Origin of the sequence: Streptomyces sp. NBC_01276 (genome assembly GCF_041435355.1) — a bacterium.
Classification (GTDB): Bacteria; Actinomycetota; Actinomycetes; order Streptomycetales; family Streptomycetaceae; genus Streptomyces.
Genome location: NZ_CP108444.1, coordinates 447674 through 474642, shown reverse-complemented (window position 1 = coordinate 474642; position 26969 = coordinate 447674). Strand labels below are relative to the sequence as shown.

Genomic DNA, 26969 nt, shown 5'->3' with positions numbered 1-26969 from the left:
AAGCGCTGCGCGCTTGGGAAGAGACCCCGCCTCGCTGCGCTCGGCGGGTGGGCTACGCCCACCACTGCCCTGCCTTCGGCAGGGGTTTCCTCCGCTTCGCTTCGGAAACGCCTCGCTACGTCCAGCAGGGTCCGCTCCGCGGACCCTGCTCTCGCCTTAGGCGAGAGCACAAGCGCTGAGCGCTTGAAAAGTGGGTTAGAGCATGATGGCCTGCCTCCGGCAGGAGTTCCCTCCGCCTCGCTCCGGAAACAGGCCTCGCTGCCCTCGGCGGAGCGGCCTGGGCCCACCATGGCCCTGCCTCAGGACGGCCTCCGCTTCGCTCCAGGGACTTACCTCGCTGCGCTCGATGTTGCCTACTACCCGGACGCTGGCCGGCCTTCTGTGAGGGCCCAAACGCTGCATGCCTGGGTAGACCTTGCCTGGTTGTCTCATGGGCCAAGCCCCACCCAACCAGGGCCTGGGGGTCTCCCCACTTCGTTCCGATGGCGTCAGCTCAGTTGGCCGTCGAGGCGGCCAGCCTTTACCCCTGCACCTGTGGACTCGCTATGTTCGGGGCCGAGGGGGACAGGCCGTTGCCTTCCCTGTTCAGCCCCGGTGGTTCGCCTGCCCAGAGCTCGCCTGAGCAGGAAGGTTCTCTGGCTCCAGGTGCGCCCTGAGGGTTTGGTTCTGAGGTCTTCCGGTCTGTTCTGGAGCGGAGTTGTTCTGAAGGTTGGTCTTGTGGCTTCCGTCGGCCGGCGGGGGCGTGGGTGTGCACCTGGCGTGTGGTGTTCGCGGTGCGAGGTGGGGTGTGGCTAAACCATCGCTTTAGTTGGGCGGTCGAGTTTTGAGTGGGGTTTGGCGGTGTGTGGTTGACCTGGGGCAATGCCGTGTTGGGTTGCTCATATCGGGGGTTGTTGGACGTTGAGGTGAGTTGCGGTCGAGAGGAGGTGGAGTGAGAGGCGACAGTGTTAACGGCGTTAAGGGTGGATGGGTGTGTTGCTTCAAAGTGTTCTGGGGATAGAGATAGGAATCAGTCAGATTCTGCGCGGTTATGGACACGGTGTCCGGTACAGGGACTTGGGGTGGTTCAGGTGTCGGGGTGTCAGGAAATGAGGGCTCAGAGCCGGTTGGTCACGGCGTTGGGCGTGTGAAGCGCGGCAGCTGACGGCCTATAGAGAGTACGGATATGCGTCGTCGCAGGTCAGGCGTGGTGCGCGGGGAAAGTTATGTCCCCTCAGAAGGGACATAACTCGGTCGATGTGTCGCTGGTAGGGGGACAGAGCGACCGCAAAACGTCAGCGAGACTGACGCTTTTTGGGCTAAAACGTCGGGGAGACTGACGTTTTAGCGGAGATACGCCCCCGAACTGCGTGAGAGGGCGGAGTGGTTGGGTCGTGGGCGCGTAGAGGGGGCCTGAAGGGGTCATGGCCGAGATGTGTCCCTCCTGGGGGGACACAAGACACGCCGAACGTCAACGAGCGTGACATTAGTGTCACCCTTGTTGACATACTCTCTCTGCAGATCAACGAAGTGGAGAGCATCCTCGTGTCATCAGAGCCACAGCGCCGTCGGCCGAGTCCGTCGCGCGCGCCGCGTCCTGATCTCCCCGTTGATGACGCGATCTCGGCGTGGAGTCAGCCGCTGGCTCCGGTCAAGGATCTGGACAGCCTCGCGAGGCGGTATCCCAGCCGCAAGCTCACGCTGGACGGTGAGCGCAAGCCGCTGGAGTTCTACGGGACGCAGAGTCAGCCAAATGCGTTCTCCATGGACAGCCTTGAGTTCTTCCTGGTGATTGCCCAGTACTTCAGGGAAGCATTGCCCCTGAGGCTGATCCTGCTGCTGATCGCGTGCCAGCGTGCGGGGGGCCGGATTCCACTTACTCAGGAGGAGATGGCTACGATCCTGGACGTCAGCCGGACAAAGACGTCGGAGGCGCTGCACACTGTCATGTCTCATGGGATCGTCTTCAAGGTGCGGCGGGGCGTGTACCAGTTCAACCCGCCTTACAGTTACCGGGTGGCTGAGTTCATCCCGGGTACCGAGACGGCGGGTGAGTTCGTGAAGGTGGAGCAGCACAGCACCATCTCGCAGATTCGCAGCGATACGAGCCTGCCGGACCTGGTGCGGTTCCCGTCGCTGGACCACATGCGGCAGGCAATCGAGGAACTGCGGGCCGAACGGTCCAAGGAGCGCGCTGCGCGCCGGCTGAGCCGGGCACAGCGCAAGGAAGAAGGGACAGCTCAGTGAGCACCTTGCGATTCGCTGCGGTCAACGCAGACGGGCTTCTCTCCGACCTCGACCTTCCGCCGGCCGCGTACCGCGTGCTGCTGAAGCTGCGTTCGCTGAGTGAGCCCGGGGGGCGGATCCTCATCGATCAGGCCACCATCGGGGGGCTGCTGGAGCTCAGCCGGCCGAGCGTGAACGCGGCGCTGCGGAGCCTGGAGCTCGCGAAGCTGGTGCGGAAGGTCAGGAACGGGGTCTATCAGATCAACCCGATGCTGGCGGGCTACAACTCCTTCGAGGACGCTGTCGCCGCGGTGAACGAGATGGCGCCCGAGGAGCGGCTGGACGCCCGGGGGTACGTGGCCAGTTACCACCAGGCGGTGGCGGAGTACCAGGACCAGCTGGCGGAGCAGCGGAAGAAGCGGGCGGCGCAGGCCGCCGCGAAGAAGGCTGCGGAGTCGAAGCGGCGGAGGACTTTGCACGCCGTGGGGTGATCCCCCGAAAGGGAGGCCCGTAGAGGGCTTCTGAGGGGGTTTTGAGAGCGCTGGAGGGTCCCGGGGTATCCCGGGACCCTCTTTGGTTTCTGGGGGCTGGAGGGGCGATTCTGGGGCTTCGGCGATTCCAGCCGTTTTGGGGGGTTTTCGGGGCGGTTGGTTTCAGAAGGCGATGTCGACGTAGTCGATGTCGGTGAACTCGACGAGGAGGCCGCCGGCGCGGGCGCCGTTGTCCTTGAAGTAGATCTCCTGGAGCGCCTCGGCGGTGATGTGCCGGAGCTGGTTCTCGGTGGCACCGGTCTCCTGGGCGGCGAACAGGCGGCCCGCGTACTCCGGGGGGAGGTGCTGGGTGATGCGGCGCATGCGCCCGTCGTCGGTGGTGCCGGGGGCCGCGGTGAAGCCGAAGCGGGCGCGGGTCTCGATGACGAGTCCGGTGGTCCTGGAGGCCTGCTCGCGGGCACGCTTGCGGACCAGGGGCTGCCAGCGGCGGCGTACTTCCGCTTCGAGGCGGGCGGCGAGTTCGGGCTTGGGCTGCTTGATCTGGTTCTTCACGTAGCGCTCGACGGTGCGCTGGGAGATGCCGAGGGTGGTGGCGACCGCCTTGGTGGATTTGAGCTGCTTGACGAGGAAGCGCATCTGGGCGCCCGCGGACTTGGGGACGGGGCGGGTGAAGTGGAGTTCGTCGGCCTTGGACAGGCTGTCGGAGATGTCGGACATGGATTACTCGCCGTCTGCTGCTGCGTCGTGGCCCTTGATGTGGCGGGCGGGGTTGAGGCCTTCGTCAAGCATCTGGACCGCCCAGAGGAGGGGCTGGGTGCCTTCGTGCTTGACCATGCCCGGGCTGACACCGAGGCGGAAGCCGCCGGGGAGGGGCTTGCCGTCCGGGGTGCGGGGGAGGAGGTCCAGGGGGCTGGGGCCGGGGGAGAGGTAGACCGCGCAGTCGGAGAGGACCGCGATGGGGTGGAGGCCGGCCACCGTGGAGAGCTTGAGCATCTTGCGGTGCATGTTGACCCGGGCCGTGGAGATCACGGCGGCGCGGATGTCGGGGCGCCAGGTGGGGCGTTCGAGCGCGGGCCAGGGTTCGCCCGGGCGGTAGCCGGCGCCCTGGGGACGCTCGCGGAGCTTGCCGATGCCGCCCTTCACGGTGGCCTTGATCGCCGAGAGGACGGAGGCGGCGAGGGGGTCGTGCTGCTTGTGGGTCGCCATGGCCCGGAGGAACTCGGACTCGGTGAGGGAGGAGGTGACGCCGAGGTCGGCCATGGTGGCCATGTAGGCGTCGCGGAGGCGGGTGTACCAGGCGTCGAGGTACGGGCCGTGGTCCGGGCGGAGCCAGGCCTCGGTGGGGCGGACCTCGTGGCCGAGCTCCTGGGCGTAGGCGAGGGTCGGGGTCGCGTACCAGGCCGGTCCGGTGGGGGGCTTGCCGTGCGGGGTGAAGGGGCTGGGGAGTCGGGGGTCGTGGGGGAGGGAGGAGAGGTCGGCCAGCCAGCAGCCGGGGGTCTTCGGGTCGAAGCGCGGGTGCGTGGTGTGGGCAGCGGGGCCCAGGCCGACGGTGAGGCGGTTCGCGGCGGCGGCGAAGGCCATGTTCACATCGAGGCCGACCGCGTGGGTGGCGGCGCATTCGGCGTCGGTGAGGAGCTCCGGGTCGCGGATCCAGTCGTAGGCCTCTTCGTCGAGGACCTGGTCCGGGGTGCGCTGGTGGGAGCGGGGGTACAGGGCGGCGACCACGGGGTGCTCGTCGGGGGCCTCCGGGGGGGCCGGGTCGACGGGGCGGGTGAGGGAGCCGGCGACGGGGGCGGACTCCCAGGTGTTGGTGTCGGGGTTGCGTGCGGCGCGGGTGGGGGGACGCAGCGCCGTCATGAGTTCCAGGCCCGTCACGGCGGTGGAGCCGCGGGGGGTCAGGAGGCGGGTGGCGTAGGCGGTGAGCAGTTCGGCGAGTTCCGGGGCGGGGAGGTCGGCGGTGTCCTCGCCCCAGGCGCGGGTGTCGAGGGCGCCCCAGGGGAGGACGGCGAGCTGGACGCACTGGCGGCCGGAGGTGGGGGAGGCCGGGCGGTAGATGCGGGGCCAGGGGCCGAAGCCGCGGCGGGTGAGCTGCCACTTGGCCTTGGTGAGCTGCTTGATGACGGGGTGGTTGTCCGGGAGGCGGAGGGCGCGGCGGTCTTCGAGGGTGAGGGGGAGACCGAGGCGTTCCGCGGCGGGGGCGGTGAGGACGAGGAGGGGGTCGCCGTCCTTGCCGTTGCGGTGGAGGCGGGGGGCGCGGAGGTCGGCGTCGGGGCCGAGGGCCCAGGTGATGAGGGCGGGGAGGTCGGAGGTGGGGTGGGGGAGGAGGACGCCGCCGGCTGCGTGGGCGTGGCCGGTGCCGTCCAGGACGGCGAGGGGGCCGTTGCCTTCGAGGGCGAGGGGGAGCCGCTTGGACGGCTTGCGGGGGGTGGTGGGCGCCTGTCGTTCTGCGCGGGGGTGGGGGGCTGCCCGTGGGGGTTCGGGTGTGGGGTGGGCAACGGCGTTAACGGCGTTAACGGTGGGGGGCTGCTGTGCGGAGCGGGGGAGGGGGGCTCCGGGGGCCGGAGGGGTGTCGGCGTTAACGGCGTTAACGCTGTCAATGGGGTCCGGCGTGGTGGGGGGATGGGGGTTGACGGCGTTAACGGCGTTAATGGTCTGCTGCTCGGAGGTCTGCTCGGTGGGGGACGCCGGGGTGGCGTTAACGGCGTTAACGCCGTTGACCGGGTGGAGGGAGGCCAGGCCCTCCAGGAGGCGGGCGTAGGCGGCTCGCTTGGGAGGGCGGGGGGCGGTCCGGCCCGTTTCCCAGGAGGTGACGGTTTCGCGGCGGACGGAGAGCGCCTTGGCGATCTGGTCCTGGCTGAGACCTGCGGCCTCGCGCAGGCGCTTGCGTTCGTCGGGTTCGGGGAGCCCGTCCTGGGCCGCTGCTTCTTCGAGCAGGGCGTCGACCGCCGCGAAGAGGGTGGCCTGCTCGTTCGTCTCGCTCATTGGTGCCTCCAGCAGCTGCTATACGACTGCAGCCTATGTGAAGCGCACCGCCGAACGCACGCGAACCGCACGTGGGGCGTTAACGGCGTTAACGCCGTTAACGGTCCGGACGCGGGGGTGCTGACGGTTCCGGTGCCGTCAGCGCCCCCGGCGTTCGTCGGTCCGTGGCTTCCTGGGTGCCCGGTCAGATGCGGGTCATCAGGAGTTCGGTGACGGCCTTCAGGTCGTCCGGGGTGAGGTGGGCGGTCAGGGCGTCCGCGATGGTCTCCGGGGAGTGGGTGGAGATCGTGATGCGGGGGGCCGGTGTGGGGGAGGGGGACGGGGAGGGGGGTGGGGTCGGTGTCTGGGGCGGGTTGGCGGCGGGAGCCGGGCGGGTGCGCTGCCGCGGGGGGTTGACCGTGTTGAGGCTCTCGTCGGCGGCGGCGGCCTGTTCTTCCTGGGGGAGGCGGCCGATGCGGCGGGCCGGTTCGACCTTCAGCTCGCCCGTCTCCACCTTCTCCTGGAGGGTGGGCGTCAGGTTGAGCAGGGTCAGCCGCTGGGAGACCCAGGCCGCCGTCTTCCCGATCCGCTTGGCGACCTGTGCCTGGGAGCCGTGGACGTCGACCAGCTCCTGGAGGGCGCGTGCCTGGTCCATGGGGGCCACGTCGACCCGGTGGACGTTGGCGATGAGCGCCGATTCGAGGATGTCCGCGGCCGACGCCGACAGGGAGTCGTTGACGTGGATCTGGATGGTCTTCAGGCCCGCCAGGTGGGCTGCGGCGAGGCGCCGGTTGCCGTCGATGACCACGTACGGGGCGCGGCCCAGGCCGTCGGTGGCCCCGGGGTGTGCCTCCATGAAGGCCATCCGGGTCGCGACTGCCAGGGGCTGGAGCTGCCCGCGTACGGTCAGGGACTCGGCCAGCTCCGCCAGGTCCGTGAGGTCCTCGCGGAGGTTGAAGGGGTTGTGGGCGAGGGCGTCGATGGGCACCTCGGACGGGGGAACGACCCCGGAGGTGGGGGCGCCCGTGGCCTCGGCGATGGCGGCTCGGCGGGAGCTCACGCCGACGGGCTGGGCCCGGGCGAAGGAAGCCGATACCCCGAGCTTGTCTGCCTTGCTCATGAGATCTCCCTCGCGAGGGCGCGCAGGGCCACGGCCTGGTCGCCCTTCGGTGCGTAGACGAAGAGCGGCTGCTTCACCCGTACCGCTTCGCGCTGTTCCTTGAGGTCGGGGACGATCGCCACGACCCGCGGATCCTTTATGTCCATCCACGCTTGGAGGGACGAGGTCGCGATGTAGCCGCGGCGGCCGTCGTAGAGGTTCACGACGAGGCCGAGGTAGTCGATGTCGAGGCTGAGGTCGTCGCGCAGGTCGTTGATCTGGGACGTGAGGAGGTCGTACGCGTCGGCCGAGGAGTCCTCGGCCTGTACGACGATCAGCGCGCCGGAGGCGCCCGGCTGCTCGGTGTCGCGGCGGCGGCCGTAGTAGATGGCCGCGTCCATGCTGAGGCCGAGGCTGGGCGGGCAGTCGATGAGGATGACGTCGTAATCGGACTCGACGGGGGCGAGGGCGCGTTCGAGGGCGGCCTCGCGGGCGCGGACCGTGGAGAGGCGGACGTCGAGGAGGAAGGCGTCGGTGCAGGCGGGGAGGAGGTGGAGGCGGTCGCCGAAGCGGTCGTCCGGGACGGGGACGATCAGGGCGGAGAGCGGTCCCTTGGCCTCGCTCGCCATGTGGCAGGTGAGGCTGTCGCCGCCGATGGGCAGGGGCTGTTGGCCGAGCTGCTTGGTGAGGTGGCCCTGCGGGTCGAAGTCGACCAGCAGGACGCGCATGCCGAGTCCCGGAAGGTCTTCGAGGTCCAGCGGGGTGACCGGCGCGTGGGGGTTTTCGTTCTCCTCGGCCGGGGTGAGGCGGGCCAGTTGGCGCGCGATGCGGACCGGGTGGAGGGAGGAGGGGTCCTCCGCGAGGGCCTCCGCGGTGCCGGCGGTGATGGCGGTCTTGCCGACGCCGCCCTTCTGGTTGCACACGACGATGCGGCGGACGACGGAGGGTCGCTTGACCGTGGGGGCCGGGTTCAACTCCAGCCAGAGGCGCACCGCCTGGGCGAGGCCCTGGATGAGGGAGACACCGCGGTCCTTGGAGTCGGCGCGGAAGGACTCCCACTGACCGGCGGGCAGCCAGGTGGAGAACGATTCGGCGCCCGCGGTGTCGACGGGGGAGGGGGCGGAGGCGAGGCCGCTCCAGTGGGCGATGCCCTGGTGGACGGCGTCCTGGATGTCGACCCGCAGTTGGGCGGTGCGGATCTTCAACTCCTGGCGGAGCCACGGGGGGAGCTTGGAGACGACCTTCTCTCGGTCGTTCTGGGACGAGGGCGAAGTCATGAGAGGGACTTTACTAACGTTCTGGGGTGCATGTGGGCGCCACGCTTGGGTTTTGCTAACGAAATGGGTGGAGAGAGCGGCGGGGAGGGGCTTGGGAGGGTCCGGACGCGCGAGAGGGCGGCCCCGCACCCGCCGTAGCGAGCACCCCCGTGGATCGCCACGGCGTGTGCGGGGCCGCCCTGGAGGCGGTTGTCGGTCGTCAGCCGGTCGTCGGGCGGCAGTCGGCAGTTGTCAGTCGGTCGCGGCCGGGGTGGCCGGGGCGACAGGAGTTGCCGCAGCGGTGGGCAGGCCGAGTTCGGCGCGGCAGGCGTGGGAGCCCGACGGGTCGAAGAGGTGCATCCGCCGGGCGGGCACGATGCCCGGGAGGAGGTAGTTCCACAGGTCCACGACCCGGGCGTGCAGATCCTCGCGGCCGGTGCGGACGTGCGAGGTGACCTGGATTCCGGTGAACGAACCGATGAGGAAGGTCGACAGGTCCTGTATGTCGTGCGAGGGCATGAGGTCACCGCGGTCCCGGGCCGGCGTCAGGCAGTGGACGCAGGTGTCGATCCAGGCGTTGTACGGGGACGGGTCGGGGTGCGTGAACGAGCCGAACTCGATGACCAGGCGGATCCCGGCGCGGATGCGGACGTTGGAGCGCAGCCCGGCCGCCATCTGGTGGGTCAGGTCGATGACCGTCTGGAGGCCCGGGTCCTCGATGACCGGGACGTCCTGGGACACCTGGAACTGCTCGTCCATCAGGGTGCGGGCGAGGGCTTCCTTGGACGGGAAGTGGAAGTAGAGGGCCCCCTTGGTGACTCCGGCGTGCTTGACCACGTCGCTGAGGCTGGTGCCGCCGAAGCCGGAGCGGTCGAAGGCGATGGCCGCACCGTCGAGGATCGCCTGTCGGGTGATCTCGGCCCGTTCTTGCCTGACCCTTGCCACGTCTGCCTCTGCCTCTCCTCTTCCGACGCCGGATCCGTCCGGCGGTACATGATCAATCTAGTGGGCTTCGGCGGAAGAAAACCAGTCGACCAGTACTTTTAAGGAGGTATGGAGAGGGGTTTTGGCAGGGTGCGGGGCGGTTTGCGTTGTTCCTTTTTGGTGGGGTGAGGTGGTGAGGTGCGTTAGCGGCGTTAACGGCGTTAACGCCGCGGAGGGGGGTGGGTGTTAACGGCGTTAATGGTCAGGGCGTTAACGCCGTTAAGAGGGGAGGGGAAGGGTGGTTGCCCTTCGGCCCTGTCGGAGCATCCACTCCAGGCAGCGGCGCCGGCCGAGCAGGGTGTTGCGCAGCCGTAGGCCGAAGGCGGTGGCGGGTGCCAGGAAGGGGCCCGTACGGTCGCCGCCCTTCTGGCAGCGCTCGGCGTACGGGCGCACGAGGGACTCGTAGCGGGTGAAAGCGGAGCGGGGGTCCTCGGGCGAGCGGGCCAGCTCGGTCGCGAGGACGTAGGCGGCGACGAGGGCGGTACCGGTGCCCATGCCGCCGATCGTCGCGCCGCAGGCGGCGTCGCCCACGAGGGCGATCCGCCCGCCGGTGGTGGACCAGGTGCCGACGTCGGCGCGGCTGATGGAGTCGAAGTAGAGGTCTTCGGCGGCATCGAGGGAGTCGAGGAGGTGGGGCACCCGCCAGGGGAGGCCGTCGAAAGCCTCCCTGACCAAGGCCTTCTGGGGCAGGGGGTCGTTGCGGTCGTACCGCAGTTCCGGTGAGGCGAAGAGGAAGAACGCGTGCGCCCGGGTCGGGTTCGAGGGAGAGGTGCCGATGCCAGCGAGGCGGCCGGGGGTGTTGAGGCCGATGGTGGCGGAGGTGTGGGGGGCCTCCGTGGTGACGGGGGTCGGGGCCGGGTCGAGGGGGAGGCTCATGACGGGGGGCAGGTCCGGTTCGCGGGGGAGGCTCCAGGTGGCGGCGTAGTAGCCGAGGTGGCGGACGTACCGGCGTTCCGGGCCGAAGGCGAGGCGGCGGACGGTGGAGTGCAGGCCGTCGGCGCCGATGACCAGGTCGAAGGTGCGGGGCGGGGCGTGGCGGAAGGTCACGTCCACGCCGGTGGGGGTCTCGCTGAGGCCGGTGACGGAGTCGCCGAAGACGTACTCGGTGGTGGGTAGGGACGAGGCGTACAGGATGCGGGCGAGGTCGCCGCGCAGCACCTCGATGTCGCCGCCCGCGAACGAGGCGGGGAGGTGGAGGAGTTCGCGGCCGCCGGCGTCGACGAAGGTCATCGTGGTGCCGCCGGTCTGCGCCCGGCGCAGCTCGTCGAGGATTCCCATGCGCTCCAGGACGGTGAGGTGGGTCTCGCCGCGGAAGTCGACGGCCCGGCCGCCGGGTCGCAGTGCGGGGGCGAGTTCGACGACGGTGGGGCGGAACCCGTGGCGGCCGAGCCAGTGGGCGAGGGCCGGGCCGGCGATGCTCGCGCCGGAGATCAGGACGGTGCGGGTGGGTGTGGGCACGGGGGCTCCAGGGGCAAATAATTGTGTCCGACGGATACTTTTTTGCTTTGTGTACGGTAGACGCAGTTTTGGTGCGAGTGCAAGGGGATCCGATGGCGGACGAACAGTGGGGCCCGGCGGTGCGGTTGCTGTGGGGGCCGCCGCCGGGGCCGCCGGCCCGGGGGCCCCGGCGCGGGCTCACGTTGGAGGGGATCGCGGGGGCGGGTGTGCGGATCGCCGACGCGGAGGGCCTGGGCGGGGTGTCCATGCAACGGGTGGCCGCGGAGCTGGCGGTCACCAAGATGGCGCTCTACCGGTACGTGCCGGGCAAGGCGGAACTGGTCGCGCTGATGGCGGAGGCGGCGATGCCGGATCCGGCCGCGGGACTCGACGCCGCGCTGGAGCGGGCCGGGAGCGGTTGGCGGGAGCGGCTGGGGGCGTGGGCGCGGGAGTTGCTCGCCGCGTTCCGGGCGCATCCGTGGCTGCTCCGGGCGACGGTGGGGGCGCGGGCCGTGGGGCCGCGGGAGGTGGGGTGGCTGGAGCGTGCGCTCGCGGCGCTGGAGGGGTGCGGGCTGACCGGGTCCGAGTCGATGGACGCGGTGGTGCTGGTGTCCGGGCACGTCCGGGGGATCGCGGAGCAGGAGCGGGCGGTGCCGGGCGGGGGACCGGGGGGCGCTGCCGGGGGTGGGCCGGACGTGGAACTCGGGGCGGTGCTGGGGGAGGTGATACGGCTGCGGGGGGCCGACTTCCCGGCGCTCGGGGCCGCGCTGGCATCGGTCGCGCGGGAGGGCGGGCAGGACCAGGCGCTGGACTTCGGGCTGGAGCGGATCCTCGACGGGATCGGGCTGCTGGTCGCCGCGCGGGGGACCGGGGCCTGAGAGTTGTCGGGGCGTCATCCGTCCGAGGGGCCCGACCGGGACATCGGCCGGGGAGCCGGGGGCGTGCGGATGGAGGGCCGGGGCGTGCGGATGGAGGGTGGAGGGCCGGGTGTTTCGGCAGAACCGGGAGCCTGGGGCGCGGGCGCGCCGGGCTGGGCGGCTCTGTACGGGCCACGGTGCGGGTGGACCGGAGCGGCGGTCCCGAGGCGGCGGTATGGGGATGCCCGTCGGGATCGCGGAGGAGCGGGGCTGTCGTACGCGGTGCACCGAGCTGCTGATGCCGCTCGTCGCCGGGGGCCGGGTGGTCCTGGCGCAGGAGCGGGACCTCGCCGACCACGCGGCGCAGCTGCGGCTCATACGTGCGGCGGGGGGACCGGGACCGGCCGATCACCGGTGCCGGTGCCGGTGCCGGTGCCCCGCTCGGCCGCGCCGAGTCGGCGGAGGATCCGTACGGGGCCGAGCGGGAGCGGGAGCGGGAGCAGGGCCCGGGGCGTGGCCGGGGCGGCTGACGGGGGCGGCCGCCGCTGGAAGGGGGCGGGACGCTCCGGTGCGGGGCGGATCCGCGGCAGGTGGTGACGGAGTTGGACGGTGAGGTGCCGTTCGTACGCCGGGGACGGCCTTCCGCGCCTGGAGTACGGCGAGACCGGGCAGCCGTATGTGAGCGAGGAGCGGTACGAGGGCCGGGGTGACCGGCGGTGTGCCTGCCCCGGGGGTCGTGACCCTGTCCGGGTGGAGGGGCGCGCGGTGGCCTTCGTCGGCATCCGGTTCCCCCGGCATGACGCCGACCGCCGTCGCGGCACGGGATGCGTCATCGGCTGCGGCGGAGGCCTCGGGCCGGAGGAGCTCGCTGTGTACGTGTGGGCCGCGCGCGAGGCCCGGTTCTCCGTGGAGACGTGGGACGGCCGCGGCTGACGGCATCCGAACGGTGACGACCTTCCGAAGTCGGGGGCCGGGTTGTTTTCGGCGGGGGGAGCCGGGCAGTGAGGGGCTGTGGCGGGTGATGTGCTGGTCGCCGTGGCGGTGGTGGTGCTCGCGTGCGGGGTGGGTGGTGCCGGGGCGCGCCGGGTCGGGCAGCCGGCGGTGGTCGGGGAGATCGCCGTGGGCATCCTGCTGGGGCCCACGTTGCTGGGGTGGGTGTGGCCGCAGGGGCAACGGTGGCTGCTGCCGGGGGATGTTCTGCCGACTCTGGGGGTGCTGGGGGACCTCGGGCTGGTCGCCTTCATGTTCCTGGTGGGGCTGGAGCTGGACCTCGGGCTGCTGCGGGGGCAGGGGCGCGCGGTGGTCCTGGTGAGTCAGGCGGGCGTGTGGGTGCCCTGGGCGCTCGGGGCTCTGCTGGCCCTCGGGTTGTACGGGTCCTTCGCGCCGGAGGGGGTGGGGCGGGCGGAGTTCGTGCTGTTCGTGGCGGTCGCGCTGAGCGTGACCGCCTTTCCGGTGCTGGCCCGGATCCTCACCGAGCAGGGCCTGTACGGGACGCCGGTGGGGGCGTTGGCGATGGCCTGCGCGGCGGTGGTGGACGTGGTCGCCTGGTGCCTGCTCGCGGTGGTGGTGGCCGTGGCGGGCGGCGGCGGGGCGGGGGCCGGGGCGGGACGGGCCCTGGCGGCCGGGGCGTTCGCGGCGGGGATGTGGTGGGGCGTGCGGCCGTTGCTGGCCCGGGCCCTGGGGCGGCGGTCGAACGGGGCCGGTGGTGGCGGGGTACTGGCCGGGCTGTTCGGCGGGCTCTGCCTCGCGGCGTACACGACCGACGTCCTCGGGGTCCACGCGCTGTTCGGGGCCTTCGTCTTCGGGGCGGTGGTGCCCCGGGGAGTGAAGGAGGTCGAGCGGGCGGCGGAGCGGATACGGGAGTTCGCGGTGCCGGTGCTGTTGCCGTTGTTCTTCGTGGGCAGCGGGCTGCGCACCGATGTGGGGGCCTTGGGGGGCGGCGGGGTCTGGCTGTGGGCGGCGGTCGTGCCGGCGGTGGCCGTCGTGGCGAAGTGGGGCGGGGCGACGGGCGCGGCGCTGCTGGCCGGGCGGAGCCGGGAGGAGGCCGTGTTGCTGGGGGCGCTGATGAACTGTCGCGGGGTGACGGAGCTGGTGGTGCTCGACATCGGGCTCGGTCTGGGGGTGATCGGTGTGGAGCTGTTCACGGTCCTGGTGCTGATGACCCTGGTGACCACGGCGATGACGGGACCGGTGGTGAGGGCACTGCGCGCGCGGAGCACGGAGTCCCGCGTACGGGGGGCCGGCCCCGGGACGCCGGGGTGAACATGGCGTCCGGGGACGTGGCGGCGCGGGAGGGCGCGTGTCGCGGTGTCGGAGACCAGGCGTTCGGTGGTGGGCCGGTTCCGGTCCCCCGGAAGGGCCGGCGGTCCGGGCGGCCGGTGGCGTAGCCGCTGTTCACGGCCGGGGCGGTGGCACGCCGGGCGGGGCGGGGCGGTGGGCCGGCACTGGCGTCGGGTGGTGTCGGTGTCCGGAAAAGGCCGTACCGGGGCGGGGGCCGGCGGCGGGCGCGCGGTGGTCTCCGGTGGGAGTCCGCCCGGCCTCCGGTGGCGGCGCCGACCGTTGCCGCGACGATCTCGTACCCCTGTCTCTCGGGGCGAACCGCGGATGCGGTGAATGCGGCGTGTGGAGCCCCCATGGTCAAGCAGCAGCGTGCGGCACGCACGCGGGAATCTCTGGTGCGCGCGGCCGCGGAGGTGTTCGCCGAGGAGGGCTTCGTCGCCGCCTCGATCGCCGCGATCAGCGAACGGGCCGGAGTGAGCCCCGGCGCGCTGAACTTCCACTTCGACGGCAAGACGGCCCTCGCGCGGGCCGTCGAGGGGCGGGCCGCGGAGGCGGTGCGGGCGATCACCCGCGTGGGGGGCGGGGCGGGGCGGGCCGGTGATCCGCTGGGGGTGCTGGTCGATTCCACTTACGCGCTGCAGCGGCTGCGCGTAAGTGACGTGCTCGTACGGGCCGGCTTCGCGCTCGGGGCGGACGTCGCCCACCGCAGCCGGGTGGACCTGCGCGGGCAGTGGCTGCTCTGGGTCGAGGAGTCGTTCGCGGCGGCGGCGCGGGCCGGGCTGCTGGCGGACGGGGTGTCCGCGCGGGACGCCGCCCGCCTGGTGGTGGCCGTGACGGCCGGGCTGGATGTGCTGGGTGCGGCGGACGCCGGAGGGGCCGGCGTGCCGCACGCCCTGACCCGGATCTGGTCGGTCGTCCTGCCGGGGATCGCGGCAGGACCCCAAGAAACAGACTGAATGGTTTGATTTTTGAGCTCCGATGGGTGTTATATGACCCCTGTTGCGAGGCGGCCGAAGCCTTCCGAGCTGTCACACATGTGTGCACTGCATGCAAAAGTGCAGGTCAGACAAGAATCTTCAAACGGCGCCACGATCTTGCCGGGTCGAAAACAGCATGGCCGGTTTGATATTGACAAACCGTCCGGCCTGTTTTCTACTGACTCTTGCGACTCATCCAAGGACAGGGGAGTACGACGTGGACATCGATGTACTGGGCGCACTCGCCGTGCGGGAGAACGGAATCTCCATCACGCCGACCGCCCCCAAGCCCCGCCAGGTCCTGGCCCTCCTGGCCCTCCATGCCGACCAGGTCGTGCCGGTGTCGGCGCTGATCGAGGAGCTGTGGGGCGCGGTACCGCCGCGCAGCGCCCGTACGACGCTGCAGACCTACGTCCTCCAGCTGCGCGCGCTGATCGCGACCGCTCTGGAGGAGGGCGAGGGACAGGGCGACGGGTCACGGACGGCGAAGGACGTGCTCGTCACGCTTCCCGGCGGCTACCTGCTGAACAGTGGCGGCGGGACCAGCGACGTTCGGGAGTTCGACCGGCTGGCGGCGCTGGGCTACCGGGCCATGGACGCCGGGGACTTCCCGGTCGCCGCCCAGCGGCTGCGCGAGGCGCTCGCCCTGTGGTCCGGACCCGCCTTCGCCGACGTGCACGGCGGAGTGCAGCTCGACATGGAGACGCGGCGGCTGGACGAGATCCGGCTGTGCGCCCTCGACCAGCGCATCGAGGCCGACCTGAAGCTGGGGCGCCACCGGGAACTGCTGGCCGAGCTGACGGTGCTGGTGAGCCGGTACCGCACGCACGAGAACCTGCACGGACAGTTCATGATCGCCCTGCACCGCTCGGGGCGGCGCGGTGAGGCGCTCGACGTGTACCAGCGGCTGCGGGCCACGCTCGTACGGGACCTGGGTCTGGAGCCGTCCACCGCGCTGCGCCGGTTGCAGCGGTCGATCCTGATGGCGGGCCCGGAGAGCGCGGGTCTGGCCGGCAAGACGACGGGTACGGCCACGGCGGTGGGCGCGGTGGCCGGGACCGGCCTGCGGACGGACCGGCTCGTACGCGCCTGAATCCGGGCAGCGGGGCGGGGCGGGGCGGAGCGGAAGGGAGACGGAGCGGTGCAGGAGAGGTCGGAGCGGACCCGTAGGCGGTTGGTCTTCGCCGGGGCCGAGTTGTTCCACCGCAGCGGATACGCCAACGCGACGCTCGGCGAGATCGCGGGCGCGGCCGGGGTGACGAAGGGAGCGCTGTACTTCCACTTCGCCTCGAAGGACGAGCTCGCGGACGCCGTGCAGCGGCGGGGCTGCCGCCTGCTACGCGAGGCGGTGCGCGGGCTGAACGAGAGCGGCGCATCACCCCTGCAGGCGCTGATCGACGCGACCCACTGGCTGGCGCGGACGCTGCACGAGGAACCGGCGATCCCGGCGAGTTTCCGGATCACCAAGGAGTGCGGCGGGCACCAGTCGGCGCAGCAGGACTTCCAGGGCGCGTGGCTGGCGACGGTGTCCGACTTGTTGAGGATGGCGCGGGACACCGGGGAACTGCCCCTCGGCGGACCGGCCGACGGGACCGGCGACGGCGGCGCCGGGGGCGACGGGCTCTCGGCCGCCGAGCGGTGGGAGAGCGCCGAGGCACTGGTGGCGGCGGCCGTCTGCGGCATCGAGGTGCTGTCGGGAACCGGGCTGTCCTACGGGGAGCTGCGCCGGAAGGTGGCCGCCCTGTGGGGGCTGCTGCTGCCGAGCCTGGTGGGACGGGCGCGGACGGTCGAGTACCGGACGGACGCCCGCGAGGTGCCCGCGAGCGGCGGAGTGTGCGCCTATGAGTTCCTCGGCAGCGGGGTCTGACAGGTCTGCCAGGTCTGACAGGGCTGAAAGGTCTCACGGGTCTGACCGGCTTTTGTGGGTCCGGTGGGTCCGGTGGGTCCGGTGGTTCTTACGGGTCGCCGGGTTCCGGGGGCCGTGCCGTGCGGGCGGACCCCGCACGGGGTGTGGGAAGCGGGCTCCGGCCGGAGCCCGGCGGTATCGGGCGATGCGAGGAACCACGAAGGGGGAGACCGTGAAGATCCGGATCCTGGGTCCGTTGAGTGCCGAGGTCGACGGGGACTCGATCGTGCCGACGGCGGCCAAGCCGCGGCAGATCCTGGCCCTCCTCGCGCTGCACCCCGGGCGGGTGATGCCCGTGCCGACCCTCATGGAGGAGATCTGGGGCCAGGACCTGCCCGCCAGTGCGCTGACCACCCTCCAGACGTACATCCTGCAGCTGCGCCGCAGGCTGGGCACCGCGATGGGGCCGGGCCGGCCCGGCGGCGCCAAGGAGGTCCTCACGACCCGGCACGGTGGCTACCTGCTCCAGGTGCCGCCGGAGTCCGTCGACGTGAACGCCTACGAGAGCCTCGTGGGCCGGGGGCAGAGCGCCTTCGAAGCCGGAGACGACCGCGTCGCGGCGGACCTGCTGCGCGAGGGACTCGCGCTGTGGCGGGGGCCCGCGCTGGTCGACGTACGGGTGGGACCGGTCCTGGAGATCGAGGTGCTGCGGCTGGAGGCGAGCCGGCTGGTCGCGGTGGAGCGGCGCATCGACGTCGACCTGCGGCTCGGGCGGCACACCGAACTGCTCGCCGAACTCACCGAGCTGACCGCGCGACAGCCCCAGCACGAGGGTCTGCACTCCCAGCTGATGGTGGCGCTGTACCGGTCCGGACGGCAGGCGACGGCGCTGGACGTGTACCGGCGGCTGCGGCAACGGCTGATCGGTGACCTGGGCGTCGAACCGTCGCCGCAGTTGCAGCGGCTGCACCAGGCGATGCTGACGGTCGACCCCGCCCTGGATGTGGCGGCGGGCCCCAAGCGCGGCTCGACCTTCGACCTCTACGCGGCCTGACCCCCGGACGCCCCGCCGGCGGACGGGCTGGCAGGGTGGGGGGATGGACGATCTCGGTGAGGGACTGACACCGTTCCGGCTGGACGTGGCGCAGGAGGAGCTCGACGACCTCGACGGGCGGCTGCGCCGCGTGCGCTGGCCCGACGAAGTGGACGGGGCCGGGTGGGCCTACGGGATACCGCTGGGCGAGATGCGCGAGCTCGTGCGCTACTGGCGCGAGGAGTACGACTGGCGGGCCGCCGAGGCGCGCCTGAACGAGTGGCCGCAGTTCACCACCGTCATCGACGGGGCGCGCGTGCACTTCGCGCACGTGCGCTCGCCCGAACCGGACGCCACGCCCCTGCTGATGACGCACGGCTGGCCCGGCTCGTTCGTGGAGTTCCAGCGGGTCGCGGGCCCGCTGACGGATCCGCGGGCGCACGGCGGGGACCCGGCCGACGCCTTCCACCTCGTGCTGCCGAGCATCCCCGGCTTCGGCCCGTCCGGGCCGACGGACTCGCCCGGCTGGGAGTTCAAGCGGGTCGCGCGGGCCTTCGGGGTGCTGATGGAGCGGCTCGGGTACGGGACGTACGGGGTCCAGGGAGGGGACTGGGGCGCGGCCGTCTCGCGGGAGCTGGGCCGGCTGCTGCCCGGGCGGGTGTGCGGCGTCCACCTGAACCTGCTGCCCGGGGCGGGGGCCACCGCCGAGCCCACGGAGGCCGAACTGGCGGCGCTGAGCCCCGCCGAGCGCGAGCGGACGTGGGCCTCCTGGGAGCGGTACCGGGTCTGGGCGCGGGAACGGCAGGGCTACGCCGACATCCAGGCGACCCGGCCGCAGACCCTCGCGTACGCGCTGAACGACTCCCCCACCGGACTGCTCGCCTGGATCGGGGAGAAGTTCGCGGAGTGGGCGGACCCGAGCTGCCCGGTGGACCGGGACCAGATGCTGACCAACGTGATGCTGTACTGGCTGACCGGCACCGCCGGTTCCGCCGCGCGGATCTACTGGGAGCGGGCGCACGCCGACTACTACGGGCAGCCGCCCGAGGTGTCGGCCACTCCCACCGCCCTCGCCGACTTCCCCCGGGACAACTTCATCCCGCTGCGGCACGTCGCCGCGCGCACCGACGCCGTCGTGCGCTGGACCTCGTACGACCGGGGCGGCCACTTCCCCGCGATGGAGGTGCCGGAGCTGCTGGTGGGGGACATCAGGAGCTTCTTCCGGGACCTGGCCGCGTCCGGCATGTGAAAACGTCCGGGCGGGGAGCGGCGCGGGTGTGATCATCCGATGATGAACGATGAACAGCGGACCCCGGCCGTCCTGGACGGCGACGAGCGCGCCACCCTCACCAGCCTCCTGCAGCGCCAGCGCGACACCCTGATGATGAAGTGCGCGGGCCTCACCGACGAGCAGCTGCGGCGCAGGGCCGTCGCGCCGTCCGGGCTGAGCCTGCTCGGGCTGGTGCGGCACCTGGCCGAGGTCGAACGCGGCTGGTTCCGCAACGTGGTGGGCGGCGAGGACGTGCGCGGATACTTCCCGCGGAACGAGGCCGGCGAGTGGACCGAGTTCCACGTGGAGGACGCGGATCCGGCGCGGTCCTTCGCGATCTGGGAGGAGACCTGCGCGCGGTCGCGGGCCGTGGTGGAGGCCGCGGCCTCCCTGGACGTGCCGGGGTACCACGGGGACCAGACGTACTCCCTGCGTTACGTCCTGGCCCACATGATCGAGGAGTACGCCCGGCACAACGGGCACGCCGACCTGCTGCGCGAGGCGATCGACGGGGTCACCGGGGAGTAGCGGCCGGCCCGCGGCGGCGGATCAGACCTGGGCGGTGCCGGTCCGGTCCACGGCGTCCAGGGCGGTCTGCCACGGGAAGTGCGGCGGGGCGTCGGGACCGGCCGGGCCGGGGACGAACCCGCCCTCGCCGTAGAGCAGTTCGGCTCCCGCACCGCGCAGGACCGTCAGGGACTGCTCGAACTGCGGGTGCGCGGCGAGGGCGGCGTTCAGGCACGGTACGGCGACGACCGGGGTGCCCTTGCCGAGGGCCTCGGCGGCGATGCCGACGACGACGCGGTCGGTGAGGCCGAGGGCCCACGCGTTGACCGAGTTGAAGGTGGCGGGGGCGAACAGCAGGGCGTCCGCGGGCGGCCACACGTCGGGATCCCCGGGCATCTTGTACTGCCAGCGCACGGGGTTGCCGGTCAGCGCGGCGAGACCGTCGAGGCTCCCGGACACCCATTGCGCCGCCGCCGGGGTCAGGCCCAGGCACACGTTCCAGCCGCGTGACTGGGCGTCCTCGATCACGTGGGCCACGTCGAACACGGGCGGGGCGGCGGAGCAGAGCAGGTAGAGAGTCCTCGTCATACGGTCATGTGATCACATTCCGCGCGCGGGTTCAGCCCGCGGTGATCTTGGAAGTGAAGGCGTCGAGGTTCCCCCGCATCCGCGCGAGGCGCTCGTCCAGGGTGAGCGACTCCTCGTACCGCGTGGTGCGCAGCTTCGGCACGCGCTTTCCGCGTACGTACAGGGAGCAGGCGAGGTCGGCGCAGATGTAGGTGCCGACGGTGTTGCCCTCGCGGCCGCGGGCACCCGCGAGGGGCGCGGCGAGCAGGGTGACCCCGGAGGAGGCGTGGCCCGTCAGACAGATCTGGCAGAGGCTGGACTTGACGGCGCTGGTGCGGCCCACGGAGGGCACGCGCAGGGAGATCCCGACCGGACCCCCCTCCCGGGGCAGCACGAGGTGGGCGCGCAGCGGTGCGCCGGGGTCGACCCAGCCGAGGAAGTCGAGGTCCTGCCAGGGCAGTTCGGCGAAGTCCAGCGGCAGGCGCAGGCGTGCGGCCTCGCCCTTGGTGCAGTTCACGAAGGATGAGCGGATCTGTATCTCACTGAGCGGTTCCACGGGAGTCGACCCTAATACCCGGTGCGGGGGCCGCGCACCCGGGTTTGCGCGGGCGGGCCCGCCCCCTCCGGCGGGGCCGGGTCAGCCCCGGGGAGGGCGTCCAGGAAGCCGGAGAGCAGGGAGTGCAGGACCTCGGGGCGGTCGAGGTGGACGTCGTGGCCGGAGCCGGGGACCGAGACCAGGGTGGTGTCCGGGCCGGCGAGGCGCAGCATCTCCGCGGATTCGGCGGGCGGGATGATGCCCCGCTCGCCCAGGACGACGAGGGCGGGGCAGGCGACGCGCTGCCATTCGGGCCACCAGGGGCGGGTGGTGAGGGGGGTGATCGTGGCGACCATGACGTCGCGGTCGAAGCGCGGGTGCCAGCCGTCGTGGCGGCGCTCCAGGCCCGCTGCCCAGGCCTCGCTGCCGAGGAACTCCCGTGCCGCGTCCGGGGAGGGGAAGGGCAGGGGCCAGGAGCCGAGGCCCTCGTCGATCGTGGCGGGGGTGTCCGGGGCGGCGGCGGCCGGACCGGCGTCGACCAGGACGAGGGCGCGGACCGGGCGGGGGTGGGCGGCGGCGGTCAGCATCGCGGTGTGGCCGCCCAGGGACTGGCCGACCAGCACGGGGCGGTCGAGGCCGAGTTGCGCGGAGACGGCGAGCACGTCCGCGACGTGTGCCTCGCGGGAGACGTCGGCCGGTCGGCGTTCGGAGGCGCCGTGGCCGCGCTGGTCGAGGGCGATGACGCGGTGGCGGGCGGACAGGTGGGCCGCGGCGGCGTCCCATTCCCCGGCGTGGCCGGCGAGGCCGTGCAGGAGGAGGACGGGGGTGCCGCTGCCGCCCCAGTCGCGGCAGGACAGGCGTACGCCGTCCCGGATGACGATGCGTTCGGTCCAGGTCATCACAGGATGATCAGGGTTTTCGCGCGCGGTGTCGAAGTGATTGCGGCGAGACGCTCGCACATGGAGGTGAGCTTCTGGGCCATGTTCCGTCTCGATGGGCGGCGGTTGACTGGGGTGCATGACGAAGAACGAGAACGAGAACGTGAACGGGGACGTGGACGTGGACGTGGACGTGGACGGGGACGTGAACGAGAACGCGGGACGGCCGGCGCTGACCCTGGTGATCGGGGGCCGCGGCAAGACCGGACGGCGGGTCGTGGAGCGGCTGCGGGACCGGGGGGACGCGGTACGGGTCGGGTCGCGCGTGGGGGAGCCGGCCTTCGACTGGGACGACCCCGCCGGGTGGGGGGCCGCGCTGGAGGGGGTGGACCGGGTGTACGTGACCTTCCAGCCGGACCTCTCCGTGCCCGGTGCCCCCGACCTGATCGGCGCCCTGGCCTCGGCGGCGGTGGCCGCGGGGGCCCGCAGGCTGGTGCTGCTGTCCGGCCGCGGTGAGGAGTCCGCGGAGCTCTGCGAGAGCCGGCTGAAGGTGCCGGGCGCCGAGTGGACCGTCGTCCGCGCCAGCTGGTTCGACCAGAACTTCGACGAGAGCTTCTTCCTGGACTCCGTACGGGCGGGGGAGATCGCCCTGCCGGTCGCCGACGCCGTCGAACCCTTCGTCGACGCCGGGGACATCGCCGACGTGGTGGTGGCCGCGCTCACCGACGACCGGCACGTCGGCCGGACCTACGAGCTGTCCGGACCGCGCCTGCTCTCCCTCGCCGACGTGGCGGACGAGCTGTCGAAGGCGACCGGGCGCGAGATCGCGTACGTGCCCGTCTCGGCGGAGGAGTACCGGGCGGTGCTGCGCGAGAACGGTCTGCCCGAGGAGTTCGTGGAGCTGTTCACCGTGATCCTGGACGGACGCAACGCGCATCTGGTCGACGGGGTGCGCGAGGTGCTGGGCAGGGCGCCGAAGGACTTCGCCGACTACGCCCGCGAGGTGGCGGCGACCGGCGTCTGGGACGTCTGAGCGGCGCGGCGGGGAGGGAGGATGGAGGCATGGACACGCTGACCGGCCTGCTGGACGGGCCCCAGGCCCGCGGGGCCTTCATCCTCAAGTCCGTCCTCAACCCGCCCTGGTCCCTGAGGGTCGAGGACAGGGCCCCGCTGTCGGTGATCGCCCTGGTGAGCGGGTCCGCGTGGCTGCTGCCCGGGGACCGCGAGCCGGTCCTGATCGGCCCCGGCGACGTGGCGGTGGTACGGGGACCCGCGCCGTACGGGCTCGCCGACAGCCCCGGCACCCCCGGCACCGACGTCCCGCAGATCGTGGTGGGACCGGACCAGCGGTGCAGCACGGAGGAGGGCGAGGACCTGACGGACACCCTGGCGCGGGGTGTGCGGACCTGGGGCGACGCCCGGGAGGAGCCGGGGGCGGCGGTGCTGCTGAGCGGCACCTACCAGGCCCCGAGCGAGGTCGGGCGGCGGCTGCTGGGCACGCTCCCGACGGTGCTGGTCCGGCCGGCCGGGGCGGCCGACGCCACCCTGATCGGGCTGCTGGCCTCCGAGACGGCCCGTGACGAGCCCGGCCAGGAGCTGGTGCTGGACCGGCTGTTGGACCTGTTGCTGATCGGCGTGCTGCGGGCGTGGCTCGCCGCTCCCGGCTCGGGGGCACCGGCCTGGCACCGGGCGCAGGGCGATCCGGTCGTCGGGGTCGCCCTGCGGCTGCTGCACGAGGACCCCGCGCACGGCTGGACCGTGGCGGAACTCGCACGGCGGGCGGGGGTGTCGCGGGCCGTGCTGGCCCGCCGGTTCACCGCGCTCGTCGGGGAGCCGCCGGTCGCGTACCTGACGGGCTGGCGGCTGGCCCTGGCCGCCGACCTGCTGCGCGAGCCGGAGGCCACGGTGGCGACGGTGGCCCGCCGGGTCGGCTACGGGAGCGCGTTCGCGCTGTCGACGGCCTTCAAGCGGGTGCGCGGGATCAGCCCGCAGGAGTTCCGCGCGGGCACCTCGCCGGTGCCCGCGGGGACTTCGGCCACGGTGGTGCTGGCCTGACGGATCCGGGGCGGCTACACCAGGTCCAGCACGCCGACGGTCTGGCCGCCGCTGAATTCGCCGGTGTGGCGGAAGCCGAGGCCTGCGTAGAAGGGCTCGGGGGTGCCCTCGCCGGTGTCCCAGCAGACGTACGCCCGCCCGGTGCCGCGACGGCGGAGTTCCTCCAGGACCGCCCCCACCGCGAAGCTGCCGTACCCCTTGCCCTGGTGGCCGGCCGCGATGTTCAGGCGCCACAGGCCGGAACGGCGGTGCTCCGGGTCCTTCGCCGGGTCCCAGACGATGTCGAGGAAGGCCATGACGAAGCCGACGACCTCGTCACCGTCGACCAGGGCCCGCGGCCAGGCGGTGTCCCCGTGGACGTAGGCCTCGGCCAGCGACTTCTGGACGGGGGAGACGAGGTGTTCCTGGTGCGGGTGCACCCGCACGGCGCACACGGCCTCGAAGTCGGCCGGGGTGACCGGTACCAGACGGAGCGAAGAGCTGATCATGTGGTGATCCTACGGTCCGGTCATTGAAAAGAACGGGGCAGCCGGTATATTTTCTCCTCGCCGGGTGAGGGAGAGGGGACGGCGTGCGCGCTGAAGTGGTGGTCGTCGGCGGAGGGCCGGTCGGTCTGCTGGTCGCGGCCGAGCTGGCCGGGTACGGGGTCGACACGCTGGTACTGGAGGCGCGGGCGGAGATCAGCGAGCGGCCCAGGGCCACCACCCTCCACGCCCGCGCGGTACAGAGCCTGGCCCGGCGCGGGCACCTCCCGCCGGACGTGGGACCGGCGTCCGCCGGTACGGCCGCGGGCCGGTTCCACTTCGCCGGCATCCACGAACTGCTCATCACCGTGCCCGAGACGGAGCCGGAGCCGATCCTCAAGCGCCCCCAGGCCGAGCTTGAGCGCCGGTTCGAGGCACGGGCGCTGGCGGCGGGCGCGCGGGTACTGCGGGAGCACCGGGTCACGGGGGTCACGCAGCGGGACGGCGCCGTGCGGCTCACCGTCGAGGGGCCGGAGGGGACGGCTGCCTGTTCCGCCGCCTACGTCGTCGGGGCGGACGGGGCCCGCAGTACGGTCCGCGACCTGGCGGGCATCGACTCCGACGCCACTCCCGCCACGGTGTCGGCCCTGGTGGGCCTGGCACGGCTGCGGGACCCCGGTGACCTGGAGCAGGGCTGGCTGCGGACTCCGCGCGGCTGGATCGTCTCCAAGCGGACGCCCGCGGGCGAGACGCACATCCGTACCGTCGACTGCTCCGGCGCCCACGCGGGCCGGGAGGCGCAGCCGTCGCCGCAGGAGCTCCAGCGCGAGGTGTCCCGGATCGCCGGGCGCGACGTCGCGATGGAAGGGGCCCGGTGGATCAGCCGGTTCAGCGACTTCACGCGCCTGGCCCGCACCTTCCGCGCGGAACGCGTCTTCCTGGTGGGCGACGCGGCGCACCTGCACTTCCCCATCGGCGGCCAGGGGCTGAGCACGGGGGTGCTGGACGCCCTCAACCTCGGCTGGAAACTGGCCCTCGCCGTGCGCGGCACGGCGGGTGCGGGCCTGCTGGACACCTACGACCTCGAACGCAGGCCGGCGGCACAGGGGGTCGTCGACAACACGCGGGCACAGCTCGCGCTGATGCGGCAGGGGGCCGAAGTCGACGCGCTGCGCGAGGTGTTCACCGGGCTCCTGGCCGCGGACCGGGACGGCGGGCGGATCGGCGACATGATCAGTGGCCAGGGGACGGTGCTGCCCGCCCACACGGGCCGGCCCTGCGGGTCCGAAGGACGGTTCCCGCCGAACGCGCGGATCCTCACGCGGGCGGGCGAGACCGACCTGATCGGGCTCCTGCGGGAGGGAGGCCCGCTCCTCCTCCTCTTCGGCGAGCCGGCCGGCCGCCACGGGGAAGAGGCGCGCCCGTGGTCGGACACCGTGCGCGTGGTGCACGCACAGCCGACCCCGGCGATGCCGTACGAGGCGCTGCTGGTGCGTCCCGACGGCCACATCGCCTGGTCACAGGACGGCGGCCGGCTGGCCGACGCCCTGTCCTGGTACTTCGGGCCGCGGGTGCGCGCGGCCGTGGGCGGCGCGGATCAGCTGGCGAGGTCTTCGCGGGCCTGCGAGATCTCCATCGCCCGGACGGCCTCGGCGTAGACCTCGGCCCCGCGGTTCTCTCCGAGGTGCAGGGAGGTGAGGACGGAGGACTGCACGATGCTCGGCAGCAGGTGGCGCATGAGCGCGGTGACCCTGACCACCAGGTCCTCGTACTCGGTGAGGGCCTGCGACATGGACTGGATGCCGGCGTAGGTGCCGACGATGACGTCGGCGGTCTCGGCCGGATCGATCTGGGGGAGCAGTTCGCCCTGGCTCTGGGCCCTTTCCAGGCCCTCGCGCATCGGCACGGCCCAGGCGAGGAAGGGGCCGCTGCGGTCGAGGCCCTGTGCCAGCTGGTCCATCGTCAGCCGCACGCCCGCGCGGACCATCGGGTCCGTCTGCAGGCGGTGGGTGTGCAGCATGACGATGTCCACGATCCCCTGCATCTTGATCGCGCGGTCGGGGACGACGAGGCTCTGGTTCTGCGCGTTGAGCACGCCGAAGGCCAGGTCCTCCTTCGACTGGAAGTGGAAGTACAGGGCTCCCTTGGTCACTCCCGCCTCCGCAAGGATCTCGGAGATGGTGGCCGCCTGGTAGCCGCGTTCCTCGAAGATCTTGGCCGCCGCGCCGAGGATCGCCTGGCGTGTGCGGATGGCTCGAATTTGCTCAGCCACTGTGGCTCCTTCCCTCACAGGATTCTCGGAGCGTCGGAAGCCCTGATGCAAACCGTCCGTCCCGTACGTATCTTACAGCGGGTAACTCTCACGCCAACCCCGTACGCGCCGGAGGGCGCGTACATGACCGGAAGGAAGCACCATGATTCTCGTGACGGGGGCCACCGGGACGGTGGGACGGGAGGTACTGCGCCGCATCGGTTCAGGGCCGGCGGTCAGGGCCATGGCGAGGCAACCGGAACGTGTCGTGGCCGGACCGGCGACGGTCGAGGCCGTCCACGGGGACTACGACGACCCCGCTTCGCTCGCCCGGGCCGTGCGGGGGGTGGACACCGCCTTCCTGGTGACCAGCCGCGTCGGCCGCGACGACGACGCGCGGTTCCTGGCGGCCGCGCGGTCGGCCGGGGTGCGGCACGTGGTGAAGCTCTCCGCCGCCGCCGTCGGGGACGGCCGGGCGGATGACCTCATCACCCGCTGGCAGCGGGAGAACGAGGAGGTCCTGCGGGGATCGGGGATGGAGTGGACGCTGCTGCGCCCGCGTTCCTTCATGTCCAACGCCCTCTCCTGGGCGGGTCCGGTACGTGCGGAGGGTGTCGTGCGGGGCCTGTACGGGACGTCGCCGAACGCCTGCGTCGATCCGGGAGACATCGCGGAGGTGGCCGTGCGCGCGTTCGGCGAGCCGGGACACACCGGGCGCGTACACACGCTGACCGGACCCCGGGCGCTCTCGGCGGTGGAGCAGACGGCCCAGCTGTCCGACCTGTTGGGCCGGCCGCTGCGGTTCGAGGAGTGGGACCCGGAGCAGGCCCGCGCGGTGTGGGGGGCGCGGTATCCAGCGGCCGTGGCGGAGGCACTGCTGCAGAGCGCCGAGCGGCAGCGTGCCGGGGCCAAGGCCGGGGTGGGGAGTACGGTTCAGGACGTCCTGGGCAGGCCGGCCCGTTCGTTCCGGCAGTGGGCCGGGGAGCACCTGGCGGCCTTCGGGCCGCGCTGAGGGG

General features: G+C 72.3%; 26 protein-coding genes. 15 read left to right on the top strand and 11 right to left on the bottom strand.

Translation table 11 applies throughout. From position 1 onward, the window contains the following. Positions 1–1509: 1509 nt before the first annotated feature. Together OG295_RS41540 and OG295_RS41535 are read left to right on the top strand one after the other, a co-directional pair. Complete coding sequence (locus OG295_RS41540; protein WP_030242136.1) at positions 1510–2226, top strand: hypothetical protein; 717 nt, start codon at positions 1510–1512, stop codon at positions 2224–2226. Further along, on the top strand, positions 2223–2696 hold the full coding sequence (locus tag OG295_RS41535; RefSeq protein WP_030242142.1) for a hypothetical protein: 474 nt from the start codon (positions 2223–2225) through the stop codon (positions 2694–2696). The genes OG295_RS41540 and OG295_RS41535 overlap by 4 nt, the downstream gene beginning before the upstream one ends. A 162-nt stretch (positions 2697–2858) precedes the next feature. Here OG295_RS41535 and OG295_RS41530 read toward each other — a convergent pair whose 3' ends face one another. The 6 genes from OG295_RS41530 to OG295_RS41505 form a co-directional block, all read right to left on the bottom strand. After that, positions 2859–3413 carry an XRE family transcriptional regulator gene (locus OG295_RS41530; RefSeq protein ID WP_331733671.1) on the bottom strand — a complete coding sequence of 185 codons (555 nt, stop codon included), beginning with the start codon at positions 3411–3413 and terminating at the stop codon, positions 2859–2861. Positions 3414–3416: 3 nt separating this feature from the next. Next, positions 3417–5678 carry a helix-turn-helix domain-containing protein gene (locus tag OG295_RS41525; RefSeq protein WP_331733667.1) on the bottom strand — a complete coding sequence of 754 codons (2262 nt, stop codon included), beginning with the start codon at positions 5676–5678 and terminating at the stop codon, positions 3417–3419. Between the two features lie 184 nt (positions 5679–5862). Next, on the bottom strand, positions 5863–6777 hold the full coding sequence (locus OG295_RS41520; RefSeq protein WP_331733664.1) for a ParB/RepB/Spo0J family partition protein: 915 nt from the start codon (positions 6775–6777) through the stop codon (positions 5863–5865). Further along, a complete protein-coding gene (locus OG295_RS41515) occupies positions 6774–8033 on the bottom strand; it encodes a ParA family protein (protein ID WP_331733662.1) in 1260 nt (419 codons plus the stop codon). The genes OG295_RS41520 and OG295_RS41515 overlap by 4 nt, the downstream gene beginning before the upstream one ends. 231 nt (positions 8034–8264) lie before the next feature. Next, a complete protein-coding gene (locus OG295_RS41510; RefSeq protein WP_331733660.1) occupies positions 8265–8957 on the bottom strand; it encodes a ScbR family autoregulator-binding transcription factor in 693 nt (230 codons plus the stop codon). 258 nt (positions 8958–9215) lie between these two features. Next, positions 9216–10454, bottom strand: coding sequence for an FAD-dependent monooxygenase (locus OG295_RS41505; protein WP_331733658.1), 1239 nt, complete (start codon positions 10452–10454; stop codon positions 9216–9218). A 92-nt stretch (positions 10455–10546) separates the two neighbouring features. Here OG295_RS41505 and OG295_RS41500 point away from each other — a divergent pair, with 92 nt between their 5' ends. From OG295_RS41500 to OG295_RS41460, 9 genes are all read left to right on the top strand, one after another. Further along, entirely contained in the window at positions 10547–11311 is a 765-nt protein-coding gene (locus OG295_RS41500; RefSeq protein ID WP_331733655.1) for a TetR/AcrR family transcriptional regulator C-terminal domain-containing protein, read from the top strand. Positions 11312–12040: 729 nt separating this feature from the next. Further along, positions 12041–12223, top strand: coding sequence for a hypothetical protein (locus tag OG295_RS41495; RefSeq protein ID WP_371681557.1), 183 nt, complete (start codon positions 12041–12043; stop codon positions 12221–12223). 78 nt (positions 12224–12301) lie between these two features. Beyond that, positions 12302–13552: a cation:proton antiporter gene (locus tag OG295_RS41490; protein WP_331733653.1), complete on the top strand. Its 1251-nt coding sequence runs from the start codon at positions 12302–12304 to the stop codon at positions 13550–13552. 371 nt (positions 13553–13923) lie between these two features. Beyond that, entirely contained in the window at positions 13924–14526 is a 603-nt protein-coding gene (locus tag OG295_RS41485) for a ScbR family autoregulator-binding transcription factor (protein WP_331733649.1), read from the top strand. Between the two features lie 238 nt (positions 14527–14764). Further along, positions 14765–15640, top strand: a complete 876-nt coding sequence (locus tag OG295_RS41480; RefSeq protein ID WP_331733647.1) for an AfsR/SARP family transcriptional regulator — start codon at positions 14765–14767, stop codon at positions 15638–15640. 48 nt (positions 15641–15688) lie between these two features. Further along, on the top strand, positions 15689–16414 hold the full coding sequence (locus OG295_RS41475; RefSeq protein WP_331733644.1) for a ScbR family autoregulator-binding transcription factor: 726 nt from the start codon (positions 15689–15691) through the stop codon (positions 16412–16414). A 211-nt stretch (positions 16415–16625) separates the two neighbouring features. After that, positions 16626–17447 carry an AfsR/SARP family transcriptional regulator gene (locus OG295_RS41470; RefSeq protein WP_266845304.1) on the top strand — a complete coding sequence of 274 codons (822 nt, stop codon included), beginning with the start codon at positions 16626–16628 and terminating at the stop codon, positions 17445–17447. A 43-nt stretch (positions 17448–17490) separates the two neighbouring features. Next, a complete protein-coding gene (locus tag OG295_RS41465) occupies positions 17491–18675 on the top strand; it encodes an epoxide hydrolase family protein (protein ID WP_331733637.1) in 1185 nt (394 codons plus the stop codon). A 42-nt stretch (positions 18676–18717) separates the two neighbouring features. Further along, a complete protein-coding gene (locus tag OG295_RS41460) occupies positions 18718–19224 on the top strand; it encodes a DinB family protein (RefSeq protein WP_331733719.1) in 507 nt (168 codons plus the stop codon). Between the two features lie 21 nt (positions 19225–19245). On the opposite strand, the gene OG295_RS41455 is transcribed toward OG295_RS41460, so the two are convergent. The 3 genes from OG295_RS41455 to OG295_RS41445 are packed head-to-tail and all read right to left on the bottom strand — an operon-like array spanning position 19246 to position 21204. Further along, positions 19246–19791, bottom strand: a complete 546-nt coding sequence (locus OG295_RS41455; RefSeq protein WP_331733634.1) for a flavoprotein — start codon at positions 19789–19791, stop codon at positions 19246–19248. 31 nt (positions 19792–19822) lie between these two features. Continuing rightward, on the bottom strand, positions 19823–20326 hold the full coding sequence (locus tag OG295_RS41450) for an FBP domain-containing protein (protein ID WP_331733631.1): 504 nt from the start codon (positions 20324–20326) through the stop codon (positions 19823–19825). Between the two features lie 11 nt (positions 20327–20337). Beyond that, complete coding sequence (locus tag OG295_RS41445) at positions 20338–21204, bottom strand: alpha/beta hydrolase (RefSeq protein WP_331733628.1); 867 nt, start codon at positions 21202–21204, stop codon at positions 20338–20340. Between the two features lie 118 nt (positions 21205–21322). Here OG295_RS41445 and OG295_RS41440 point away from each other — a divergent pair, with 118 nt between their 5' ends. Both OG295_RS41440 and OG295_RS41435 read left to right on the top strand, forming a co-directional pair. Then, entirely contained in the window at positions 21323–22216 is an 894-nt protein-coding gene (locus OG295_RS41440) for an NmrA family transcriptional regulator (protein ID WP_371681556.1), read from the top strand. Between the two features lie 29 nt (positions 22217–22245). Next, positions 22246–23238, top strand: coding sequence for an AraC family transcriptional regulator (locus tag OG295_RS41435; RefSeq protein ID WP_331733625.1), 993 nt, complete (start codon positions 22246–22248; stop codon positions 23236–23238). A 14-nt stretch (positions 23239–23252) separates the two neighbouring features. On the opposite strand, the gene OG295_RS41430 is transcribed toward OG295_RS41435, so the two are convergent. After that, positions 23253–23726: a GNAT family N-acetyltransferase gene (locus OG295_RS41430; RefSeq protein ID WP_331733623.1), complete on the bottom strand. Its 474-nt coding sequence runs from the start codon at positions 23724–23726 to the stop codon at positions 23253–23255. Positions 23727–23809: 83 nt separating this feature from the next. Here OG295_RS41430 and OG295_RS41425 point away from each other — a divergent pair, with 83 nt between their 5' ends. Further along, the gene (locus tag OG295_RS41425; protein WP_331733621.1) at positions 23810–25360 is read left to right on the top strand and encodes an FAD-dependent monooxygenase; all 1551 of its coding nucleotides are present in this window, start codon (positions 23810–23812) and stop codon (positions 25358–25360) included. On the opposite strand, the gene OG295_RS41420 is transcribed toward OG295_RS41425, so the two are convergent. Further along, positions 25300–25974 carry a ScbR family autoregulator-binding transcription factor gene (locus tag OG295_RS41420; protein WP_331733618.1) on the bottom strand — a complete coding sequence of 225 codons (675 nt, stop codon included), beginning with the start codon at positions 25972–25974 and terminating at the stop codon, positions 25300–25302. The genes OG295_RS41425 and OG295_RS41420 overlap by 61 nt on opposite strands. 142 nt (positions 25975–26116) lie before the next feature. Here OG295_RS41420 and OG295_RS41415 point away from each other — a divergent pair, with 142 nt between their 5' ends. Then, the gene (locus tag OG295_RS41415) at positions 26117–26965 is read left to right on the top strand and encodes an SDR family oxidoreductase (RefSeq protein WP_331733616.1); all 849 of its coding nucleotides are present in this window, start codon (positions 26117–26119) and stop codon (positions 26963–26965) included. The last annotated feature ends 4 nt before the right edge of the window (positions 26966–26969 follow it).

Excerpts from the sequence above, each read along its gene's own strand:
- OG295_RS41465 (WP_331733637.1), top strand. The coding sequence starts at position 17,491 with ATGGACGATCTCGGTGAGGGACTGACACCGTTCCGGCTGGACGTGGCG.
- OG295_RS41500 (WP_331733655.1), top strand. The coding sequence starts at position 10,547 with ATGGCGGACGAACAGTGGGGCCCGGCGGTGCGGTTGCTGTGGGGGCCG.
- OG295_RS41460 (WP_331733719.1), top strand. The coding sequence starts at position 18,718 with ATGAACGATGAACAGCGGACCCCGGCCGTCCTGGACGGCGACGAGCGC.
- OG295_RS41430 (WP_331733623.1), bottom strand. The coding sequence starts at position 23,726 with ATGATCAGCTCTTCGCTCCGTCTGGTACCGGTCACCCCGGCCGACTTC.
- OG295_RS41415 (WP_331733616.1), top strand. The coding sequence starts at position 26,117 with ATGATTCTCGTGACGGGGGCCACCGGGACGGTGGGACGGGAGGTACTG.
- OG295_RS41520 (WP_331733664.1), bottom strand. The coding sequence starts at position 6,777 with ATGAGCAAGGCAGACAAGCTCGGGGTATCGGCTTCCTTCGCCCGGGCC.
- OG295_RS41435 (WP_331733625.1), top strand. The coding sequence starts at position 22,246 with ATGGACACGCTGACCGGCCTGCTGGACGGGCCCCAGGCCCGCGGGGCC.
- OG295_RS41530 (WP_331733671.1), bottom strand. The coding sequence starts at position 3,413 with ATGTCCGACATCTCCGACAGCCTGTCCAAGGCCGACGAACTCCACTTC.
- OG295_RS41485 (WP_331733649.1), top strand. The coding sequence starts at position 13,924 with ATGGTCAAGCAGCAGCGTGCGGCACGCACGCGGGAATCTCTGGTGCGC.
- OG295_RS41440 (WP_371681556.1), top strand. The coding sequence starts at position 21,323 with ATGACGAAGAACGAGAACGAGAACGTGAACGGGGACGTGGACGTGGAC.
- OG295_RS41445 (WP_331733628.1), bottom strand. The coding sequence starts at position 21,204 with ATGACCTGGACCGAACGCATCGTCATCCGGGACGGCGTACGCCTGTCC.
- OG295_RS41455 (WP_331733634.1), bottom strand. The coding sequence starts at position 19,791 with ATGACGAGGACTCTCTACCTGCTCTGCTCCGCCGCCCCGCCCGTGTTC.
- OG295_RS41525 (WP_331733667.1), bottom strand. The coding sequence starts at position 5,678 with ATGAGCGAGACGAACGAGCAGGCCACCCTCTTCGCGGCGGTCGACGCC.
- OG295_RS41515 (WP_331733662.1), bottom strand. The coding sequence starts at position 8,033 with ATGACTTCGCCCTCGTCCCAGAACGACCGAGAGAAGGTCGTCTCCAAG.